Annotated in this window: 5 protein-coding genes; 3 read left to right on the forward strand and 2 right to left on the reverse strand. The window is 63.2% G+C overall.

All coding sequences use genetic code 11. The annotated features are described in order from the left end of the window. Positions 1–179 precede the first annotated feature (179 nt). Positions 180–1,118, forward strand: a complete 939-nt coding sequence (locus HMPREF2710_RS07390) for an NADP-dependent oxidoreductase (protein ID WP_246824554.1) — start codon at positions 180–182, stop codon at positions 1,116–1,118. A gap of 14 nt (positions 1,119–1,132) precedes the next feature. Further along, positions 1,133–2,305 carry an alpha/beta hydrolase gene (locus HMPREF2710_RS07395; RefSeq protein WP_070600386.1) on the forward strand — a complete coding sequence of 391 codons (1,173 nt, stop codon included), beginning with the start codon at positions 1,133–1,135 and terminating at the stop codon, positions 2,303–2,305. Between the two features lie 72 nt (positions 2,306–2,377). Here HMPREF2710_RS07395 and HMPREF2710_RS07400 read toward each other — a convergent pair whose 3' ends face one another. Continuing rightward, on the reverse strand, positions 2,378–2,839 hold the full coding sequence (locus tag HMPREF2710_RS07400; RefSeq protein WP_070600388.1) for a helix-turn-helix domain-containing protein: 462 nt from the start codon (positions 2,837–2,839) through the stop codon (positions 2,378–2,380). A gap of 285 nt (positions 2,840–3,124) precedes the next feature. On the opposite strand from HMPREF2710_RS07400, the gene hrpA reads away from it, so the two are divergent. Then, positions 3,125–7,636, forward strand: a complete 4,512-nt coding sequence (gene hrpA, locus HMPREF2710_RS07405; protein WP_070600390.1) for an ATP-dependent RNA helicase HrpA — start codon at positions 3,125–3,127, stop codon at positions 7,634–7,636. A gap of 384 nt (positions 7,637–8,020) precedes the next feature. Here hrpA and HMPREF2710_RS07410 read toward each other — a convergent pair whose 3' ends face one another. Next, positions 8,021–9,388, reverse strand: a complete 1,368-nt coding sequence (locus HMPREF2710_RS07410) for a hypothetical protein (RefSeq protein ID WP_070600392.1) — start codon at positions 9,386–9,388, stop codon at positions 8,021–8,023. Between the last annotated feature and the right edge of the window lie 273 nt (positions 9,389–9,661).

A 9,661-nucleotide genomic window follows, 5' to 3' on the forward strand; every position in this document is an offset into this window, starting at 1 on the left:
CGGCTCCTTTTTATTTAGCGGCCATGCTGGGCAGCTCCCTCTTCAACTTCAGAGGGTGGACACTACCCTCCTGCCTGTTGTGGCAGCGCTAACAACCCTGAGAGAATAGGGAAACGCGCACACTGTTCAACTCAACCCGAACTTTAAGCCACAACAGCGGAGGTAAACCCGTGACCACCATGCGCCAGATTCAGCTCACCGAATGGGGCGACGAAAGCGTTCTGCACGAAGCAAACGTGCCCATCCCCGCCCCGGTGCGCGGTCACGTGCTCGTCAAGACGGTTGCCGCCGGTGTGAACCCGATTGACCTGACCACCCGCAAGGGTCTGGGCCCCGCAGCTCAGCTTGCCGACCCGTCGTACAAGCCGTTCGTTCCCGGTTGGGATGTTGCCGGCACCGTGGTTGCCACCGCTGGTGACTACACGGGTTTCAAGGTGGGCGACGGCGTTTTCGGTCTGGTGTCTTTCCCCGCCCCCGCAGGCGCGTACGCCGAGTATGTGCTTGCCCCGGCACATCAGCTGGTGAAGGTGCCCGCCGATGTTCCCTGCGCGCAGTTGGGCGGCGCTCCCCTGGCGGCGCTGACCGCATACCAGGCGCTCTTCGAAGTGGCGCGATTGAAGGAAGGTGAGCGCGTGCTCATTCACGCCGGTGCCGGAGGTGTCGGTCATCTCGCCGTTCAGTTGGCGGCTCAGGCTGGCGCTCAGGTTTTTGCGACCGCCTCCGCGGCGAACCACGAGTTTGTGCGCTCGTTGGGTGCCCAGCCCATTGATTACCGCACCGAGGATTTCCGTGCCGCGCTGGGTCAGACCATGGATGTGGTGCTCAATTCCACCGGTCAGCAGACCTTCCTCGATTCGCTGGAGGTGTTGGTTCCCGGCGGTCGTATTGTTACCCTGACCAGCCCCGACCCGCTGGATGTTGCGCGTGAGCGCGGCTTCGAGGCGCAGTGGCTGACGGTTCACCCGGACCGCACGCAGATGCAGGAGATTGCCCGCCTCATGTCCTTGGGCCTGTTGAAGGTGCACGTGGATCAGGTGCTTGATTTTTCGCAGGCTGCGCAGGCTCATGCCCTGGTTGCGACGGGTCGCACCCGCGGCAAGATTGTACTGGTTCCCTAACGCGGCGCTGATTCATGCAGACTTCTGAGAGCATGTCGAACGCTGAGAGTGCACCCGTCGTTGAGAGTACCGGGTACCGCTCCGGTTTTTACCGCGAGGCGGGCTTTTACGATGCCCACTCGTTACCCGACTACGGTGCGCAGTCGCCGGTAACTCGCGAGGCGTTCGCCTACGATTTCTTCCCCGCGGCTGCTGATTCTTCAACTGCCGAAACTTCAGCTACCGAGCCTTCTTCCCCCGCGCCGTTGCTGGTGTGGGTTCACGGTGGCGCCTGGCGCTTCGGCACCAACCAGGCCCTACGCGACACTATCCTGCGCACCCCTGGCGGGGAGCAGCCTAATACCCAGGCGCTCATGCGCGCCGCTTTTCAGCAGGCAGGCTGGGCGGTCGCGTCCATCAACTACCGGTATTCGCATCAGGCGCTCTTCCCGGGTGCCCTGCACGATGTGAAGGAGGCGGTGCGTTTCTTCCGCGCCAACGCGCACGAGTTCGGTATTGACCCGCAGCGCATTGCGGTAGCGGGCGGAAGCGCCGGCGGGCACCTGAGCATGATGGTTGCGCATACGGGAGATTCCGCCGCCGGTGACTCTGCATTTGGGGATTCTGCGAGCACACCCGAGCACGACGAATACTTTGAAGGCAGGGCGGCAAGCGCCTACCCGTCCCATAGTTCGCAGGTGGCGGCGGCGGCTTCGTTTTACGGGGTCAGCGATTTGAGGACCATCTTCACCGATCGCCCTCTGGCTGGCTACGCCCTCGATCATCCCGAGGATGATGGCGCCGAATGGCGACTGCTGGGAAGCACCTACCCCGTACCCGCAGATGTGTCTACTATCGACGCGTCCAAGGGTGAGCGGGCGGTTCCCGGTGTCTGCATCGAGCGCGCCCAAAAGAACTGGGAGCGTGCGCATCCTATTGATGCGGTACGCCCCCAGAAACGAGTGAATAAGATCGAAAGTGCCTCTGCACAGGGTGCGAGCGGCGGTGCCACTCCCCTCATGCTCGTGCACGGTATTAGTGATTCGTGTGTGCCGTACCAGCAATCGGTGCGGGTGTATCAGGCGCTGCGCACGCGGCAGGTACCTACCGATTTGGTGCTGGTTCCGGATGCCGAACACGGGGATTCGCGCTGTTTTAGCCCCGACATTGTTCAGCAGATGCTGCAGTTCTTCAACCGCATTGTATAGCTCAACTGCGCTATCTGAACCGTACTGTCCGGTCTGGGTGATTGATCAGAAAGTAATCGACCAGATGCGGGTTTAGCGAACGCAGCGGTTCACGTATTCGTGCTCAAGGCGGTAACGTTCGAGGTCATCAAAAGCAACGCGACGGTGCGTGTTAATGCGCTCGAACGGAATATCTCCGCGCTCCAGCAGGCGAACAACGGTCGGGCGGGATACGCCCAGGTAGTCTGCCGCCTCCTGCGTGGTCATGAGGCGGTCCTGGCGTACCACGCAGACGTCCTTACGGTCGGCGAATGCGCGCGCTACGGAGGTGAGGGGCCCGTACATTTCGGGGGAAATTTGTACGCGCTCGCCGTCGCCGGTGACCAGGTAGAGGGTTTCTTCGGCACTGAGGCGGTCGAAGTGGGTGCGCAGACTCGCGTGAACGAGGGCTTGGAAGAGCTCTTCGCAGCGGTGGTGAATTTCTTCGTGCTGTCCGTCTTCGTAGCAATCCAACACTGCAACACGTGTTGCCGGGTACGTCTTTGGTGATGGCATAGTCACTCCTTCGTTACTGTGTTATTCACCACTGTAGCAGTTGAACGAAACTATCGAAAGAAAGTTAAGAAGCGCAGTTAATTCGCATCTACGGTGCATAAAATTCAGATGAATAATTATTAACTCTCTTAATAGCATTTGATGTCATTTATTGTACATTAAATGCTCTCCTGGTGTCAGTATTCCACCACCGCCCACCCCTGGGTTACCGCGAACAAACCCAAATATGACAAACAAAGCACACCCCAAGCCCACCGCGGGCAAGGCGAGTACACTGGATAGGATATGTCTGAGCAGAAATCCACGAAGAAACACGCAGATACTTCTAAGGCCCCCCGCACCGCCCCCACCATGGCGAGCATGGCCGCCGCAATCCATGCGGCAAAGGTACGATCCTCTGAAAAAGCCGGCGAAAAAACCGCAGATAAAACTACTGAGAACTACGCGGTAAAAAACGACGCCCCGAAAAAGGGTGCGCAGAAGAATAACGCAGACCGCAAGAACTCCTCCCGCGGCACCACCGAACGCAACTCCAACGCCTCCCGCTCCAACCGACGCGGAGGCGCCAACAACCGCGCCCGCAAGCAGGGTAACCAGCAGGGCGGCACCAACGGTAACCGCCAGGGCGAGCAGCAGAACCGCCCGGCACCGCGCCGCTACGAGCCGCTCATCCCCGAGGTCATCACCTACCCCGAAGAGCTGCCCGTCAGCGAACGCCGCGAAGACATCATGAACGCGATTCGTGACAACCAGGTCGTCATCATCGCGGGTGAAACCGGCTCCGGTAAGACCACCCAGATTCCTAAAATGTGCCTCGACCTGGGCCTGGGAGAGAAGGGCCTCATCGGCCACACCCAGCCGCGCCGCCTCGCCGCACGCTCCGTCGCCGAACGCATCGCCGAAGAACTCGGACAGAAAATCGGTGAAACCGTCGGCTACCAGGTGCGATTCACCTCCGAAGTGGGCGAACACAGCGCTATCAAGCTTATGACCGACGGCATTCTGCTCGCCGAAATCCAGAACGACAAGCTGCTGCGCCGCTACTCCACCCTCATCATTGACGAAGCGCACGAACGCAGCCTGAACATTGACTTTATCCTCGGTTACCTTAAGCGCATCCTACCGCAGCGCCCGGATCTGAAGGTCATCATCACCTCCGCGACCATCGACCCGGAGCGTTTCGCACGCCACTTCTCCCCCAGCTACGTGCCGGGTAAGGGCATCGTCGACGAAAACCTCAGCGCCGAAGAACGCGAAATCGCCGAAGCAATCCTGCCCGACGACGCGCCGCCCATCATTGAGGTGTCCGGCCGAACCTACCCCGTGGAAATCCGCTACCGCCCGCTCGACGAGGAAGACTACCTCAGCGACGACGAAATCGAAGACGACCACGACCCCACCGACGGCATCCTCGACGCCATCAAGGAACTCTCCAAGGAAGCGCCCGGCGACATCCTCATCTTCTTCTCCGGCGAACGCGAAATTCGCGACGCCAAGGACGCCATCGAGGCAATGGTTCTCAAGTCGCCGCGTCTGAACTACGAAGTGCTGCCCCTGTACGCGCGCCTCTCGCTCGCCGAACAGCACCGCGTGTTCTCCCCCGGATCGCGCCCGCGTATCGTGCTCGCCACGAACGTTGCCGAAACCTCGCTGACCGTGCCCGGCATCAAGTACGTCATCGACACCGGCACCGCACGCATCTCCCGCTACTCGGCACGCACCAAGGTTCAGCGCCTGCCCATCGAACGCATCTCGCAGGCAAGCGCCAACCAGCGCTCCGGTCGATGCGGCCGCGTCAGCGACGGCATCGCAATCCGCCTCTACTCCGAAGAAGACTTCAACTCGCGCCCCGAGTTCACCGACCCCGAAATTCTACGCACCAACCTCGCAGCCGTCATCCTGCAGATGATCGCAATCGGCGTGGTCCGCGAACCCGGCGACATCTCCCGCTTCCCGTTCGTGCAGCCGCCCGCATCCCGCGCCATCAACGACGGCGTGAACCTGCTGCGCGAACTCGGCGCGCTCACCGAACGCCCCCGCCAGCCCCGCAAGGGCCGCGGCAATAGCGCAACCCTCACCGCCATCGGCCGAGCCATGGCGGCATTCCCCGTGGACCCGCGCCTGGCCCGCATGATCATTGAAGGCGGCCGCCGTAACTGCGCCAAGGAAATGATGGTGCTCGCCGCCGCCCTGACCATCCAGGACCCGCGCGAACGCCCCGCCGACGTGCGCGCAGAAGCCGACGCGATGCACGCCCGCTTCGTTGACGACACCTCCGACTTCTCCTCCTTCCTGCTGCTCTGGGACTACATCAACGAGCAGCAGGCGGCGCTGTCCTCCTCGCAGCTACGCAAAATGTGCCACCGCGAATACATCAACTACCTGCGCATCCGCGAATGGCAGGACCTCTTCGCCCAGCTGCGCGAAATGGGACGCACCGCCAACATTCACGCCAGCGGCGGCAGGGACATCAACGCCTCCGCCCACGAAATCGACATCCACAAGAGCCTGCTCTCCGGCCTGCTCTCGCACGTAGGCGTCAAAGAAGAACGTGAAAAGGACTCCAAGGGACGCAACCGCGGCCCCCGCGAATACCTCGGCGCACGCGGCACCAAGTTCGCGATCTTCCCCGGCTCCGGCCTGTTCAAAAAGAGCCCCGACTGGGTGCTCTCCGCCGAACTCGTCGAAACCTCCCGCCTGTGGGCGCGCACCAACGCCTCCATCGACCCGCAGTGGATCGAAGAAATCGGCAAGCACCTCATCAGCGTGCAATACTCCGAACCGCACTGGTCCCTCAGCTCCGGCGCGGCAGTCGCCTACGCCAAGGGCACCCTCTTCGGTCTGACCATCTACGCCGACCGCCCCGTACAGTACGCCCGCGTAGACGCCGCCGCGGCCCGCGAACTGTTCATCCAGTCCGCCCTCGTCGAAGGCCAATGGCACACCCAGCACAAGTTCTACCTGCGCAACCAGCGCGCCCTCGCCGAAGTCGAGGAACTTGAAGCACGCCTACGCCGCCGCGACCTGCGCGTGGACGACTCCGTACTCTTCGCCTTCTACGACGCACGCATCCCCGCCCACGTCACCGACGTGCGCGCCTTCGACAAGTGGTGGAAGCAGGCACGTCTTGAAGACGACAACTACCTGGACTTCAACCCCGAAAAGCTCATCAATGAGGAAGCCGCCGACTACGACGACTCCCAGTTCCCCCGCCAGTGGGTGCAGCGCACCGACAGCGGCGAACTGACCCTCGACCTGCGCTACGAATACGCCCCCACCGCCGACGTGGGAGGCGCACGCACCGACGCCGCCAAGCGCGACGGCGTAGCAGTCCAGGTACCCATCCTGTTCCTCAACCAGCTGAACCCCGAACCGTTCCGCTGGCAGATTCCCGGCCTGCGCCACGAACTCGTCACCGCGCTCATCAAGTCCCTCCCTAAGGCGATTCGCCGCAACTTCGTGCCCGCACCCGACGTGGCACGCGCCGCCTGCGCCGCCCTCGAGGAGGACTACTCCCCCGCCACCGACGAGCTCATCCCCTCCCTGGCACTCGTACTACGCCGCCTGCGCGGCGTGGTCGTCGAGCCCGAAGCCTTCAACTGGGACGCCGTGCCCGAACACCTGAAAATGGGATTCCAGGTACGCAACGCACGCAACAAGATCCTGGGCGAAGGCAAGGACCTGCGCGCCCTACAGCAGCAGCTACACAAGGAGATTCGTGGCGCCCTCGCCGACTCCCTTGGCGCATCCGACGACACCATGGCAAAAATGGTGGCGCTCGCGCAGGGTGGATCAGGCAATTCAGGCGGCTCGAGCAACGCGAGTGGCCCCGCGGCTTCTGCCAAGAAGGGCGCGAAGAACCCGGCGAAGGGCACCCAGGCCGAGGCGGGTGCATCCGGCGGAGTACGCGAGGTCACCGGCCTCACTGCCTTCCCCGCCGACCTCTTCCCCAACGGAGAAATCCCCCGCAAGGTACAGCGTGTCATCGCGACCCAGGCGGTTAACGGCTACCCCGCTCTCGTGGACGAAGGCTCTAGCGTGGGTCTGCGCATCTTCCCCACCGAAGCAGAGCAGCTGCACGCGCAGCGTCGCGGCATCATCCGCCTGCTCCAGCTGCAGGTGCCCTCGCCCGTGCGCTACGTGAGCGAACACCTCTCCCACAAGGAGAAAATCGTCTTCACGCAGAACCCGCACGGCTCCATCGACGAGCTCATTCGCGACTGCACCGTCGCGGCGCTCGACCACCTCGTGCCGCACACGCCCATCTTCACGCACGCCGAATACAGCGAACTCTACGAGCACGTGCGCGCCGAACTCATCGAGACGGTCTTCGACGTGACCAAGCTCGTCGCCGAAATCCTCTCCGAAGCCACCGCGCTGAAGAAGGCTATCAAGAAGGCCACCTCGCTGACGACCATGCACGCCGTCTCCGACGTGAAGGCACAGATGGAGAACCTCGTCTACCCCGGATTCGTGGCGAAAACCGGCTACGACCAGCTGGTTCACATCCCCCGCTACCTCAAGGCCGCCCAGGTACGCCTGACGAAGCTCGGACCGAACCTGCACCGCGACAACCAGCTCATGCTCACCGTGCAGGACCTGGAAGACTCCTACGATAACGCGGTCAAGTCGCTGCCGGCCGGCACCATCGTTCCGGATGCGCTCCGCCGCGTGAACTGGATGATTGAGGAGCTACGCGTCAGCTTCTTCGCCCAGGAGCTTGGTACCGCCTACACGGTGTCTGAGAAGCGCATTGCGAAGGCTCAGCGTGAGGCGCTAGACGCCATCAAGCGTTAGATTGTGAGGCTACCGGTTGTGCGGACGGCGGTGTTCGTCCTCGCTCCTACTCAGGTGTAGGTGCGCCGCATGTTTCCTCCGCGCCTACGCAGGGGCACCCGTCACCCGGACGCTCCGTCCTCTCCTTGCTTCGCTGCGGAGAGCGTCCGGGGTGACACCCTGAGGGCGCTTCCGGAAAACACGGCTGCACCTGCAGCACAAGCAAAGAGCCCCCACACGAGGTAATCGTGTGGGGGCTCTTTGCCGTTCACAGCGCAAGCTAAGCCGGGAACCTAGCACGGAAAGGCGGTGTCGTCCGTAGCGACATCAGGGTGCCCGAGCTCTGCGAGGGCGGGTGCCCCTGTAGGAGCGAGGACGAACACCGCCTCTCAGCGGGAGAAGCGTTTAGACAGCCGCCTCGCAGAAAGTTACCGTCACCGAACCGTTACCGCGCTCGCGCATCCACTGCGGCGCGTTCTCAGCCGAAACAATCGCCCCCTCGCTCACGGACGGTGCAATGTACGAGCCGCCCGCGCCACCTGCGCCGCCCTGCATCGTGTAGCCGATACCCTGACGCACGCCAGTCGGGCTGTTCAGCCACTTCTGAGTCAGCACAATCGAGGAGACAGACTGTGCCGCACCGGAACCGCCACCACCGTAGCCTGCACCGCCACCGCCGGAGACCACGGACTGATAGCCGTTGAAGTTCTGCGCGTACGCGCCCTCGTCATTGTAGATGTCCAGGTCCCAGCTACGGTCCTCGTAGGTGCCCTTCTCGTGTACGCTGGCGGGGTTCTCATCCAGCTGGTAGGAGTACGCGGCCGCGCCGTCGCCGCCGTTGCCCGCGAAGCCGCTCGTGCCCGCATTACCGGCAACAAACTGGCTGAACAGTACCTGGTTGTTGGTGGTTTCAAAGCCGATGATGGGGCCGCTTGCCGGCAGGGTGCCCGCCGCGCCACCGGCACCGCCAACGCCCGCTGCGCCACCGAAACCGGAGTTATAAGTCAGGACCTTGGAGCGTTCAGCGTTGTAGACTTCGTAGCCGGGGGTACCGTTGGAGCCTGCCGCCGCGGAGGCGCTACCCGCCGCATCGAATTGCGGGGATGCATCCGAGCCGAGGGCCGCCACGCCGGCATCGATCTGGCCGTCGAGGTTGGAGTACCAGGGGTCTGCGTAGGACACGGCGGAGGTGGTCATGCCCGCGCCGCCACCGCCGCCTGCTACAGCTACGACGACGCCGTCGATGAGCAGCGCGGAGGAGCCGCCGCCGGATGCAGCGTACACCTGGCTCTTGGAGTTTGCCGGGTCCGCATACTTGGCGTCGACCTGCGCGGTGATGGTGGCGGGGATGGTGTAGGCGGGTACGGAGCCGCCGTTGCCGTATCCTTCACCACCTGCGGTGGGGGTGAGGGAGCCGTCACCGATACCGCCTGCCGCGGCGATAATCTGCACGGTGGAGCCGGGGGTGACGGGGACGATGCCGCTGACCTTCGCGCCGGAGCCGGCGGGGGTCATACGATTGTTGGTGCCGCCCGCGCCGCCGACCAGTTCAAAGTGGAGCTTGTGGACATTGTCGGGCACTGCGAAGGTCTGCACGGTCTTGGTGCCTTCTTCGGTGCCGGAGATGTTGTACGCCGGGTGTGCGGCGAGGGTGCAGTCGTTGGTTGCGGCGACGGATGCCGCGTAGGAGGGGATGGTTGCGGAGGCGGCGACGACGGGTGCCGCCCAGGCTGCACCGGCGACGAGCTTGCGGCGGGTCAGAGATGTAGACATGGTATGCCCTTTATTCGGGTGGGGTGATGTGTTTGTGGCGCGGATGCGGGAGCCTGCAGGCCTGCGCCCGGACGCCGAGGAAAAGCATACCTTGAACCTCAGCTTTAACATAAATCCCTGGCTAGCCCACTGTGCGGGAGCTTTAGGACACCTCGCGCCGCTCCTTTCCTGCGCTCCTGCAGGGGAACCCACCACACCCGGACGCTCCGCTTCTCCTTGCTTCGCTGCGGAGAGCGCCCGGGCGGGCACCCTGATGTCGCTTTCGGAAGGTGC

It is taken from the genome of Rothia sp. HMSC069D01 (assembly GCF_001810135.1).
Taxonomy (GTDB): domain Bacteria; phylum Actinomycetota; class Actinomycetes; order Actinomycetales; family Micrococcaceae; genus Rothia.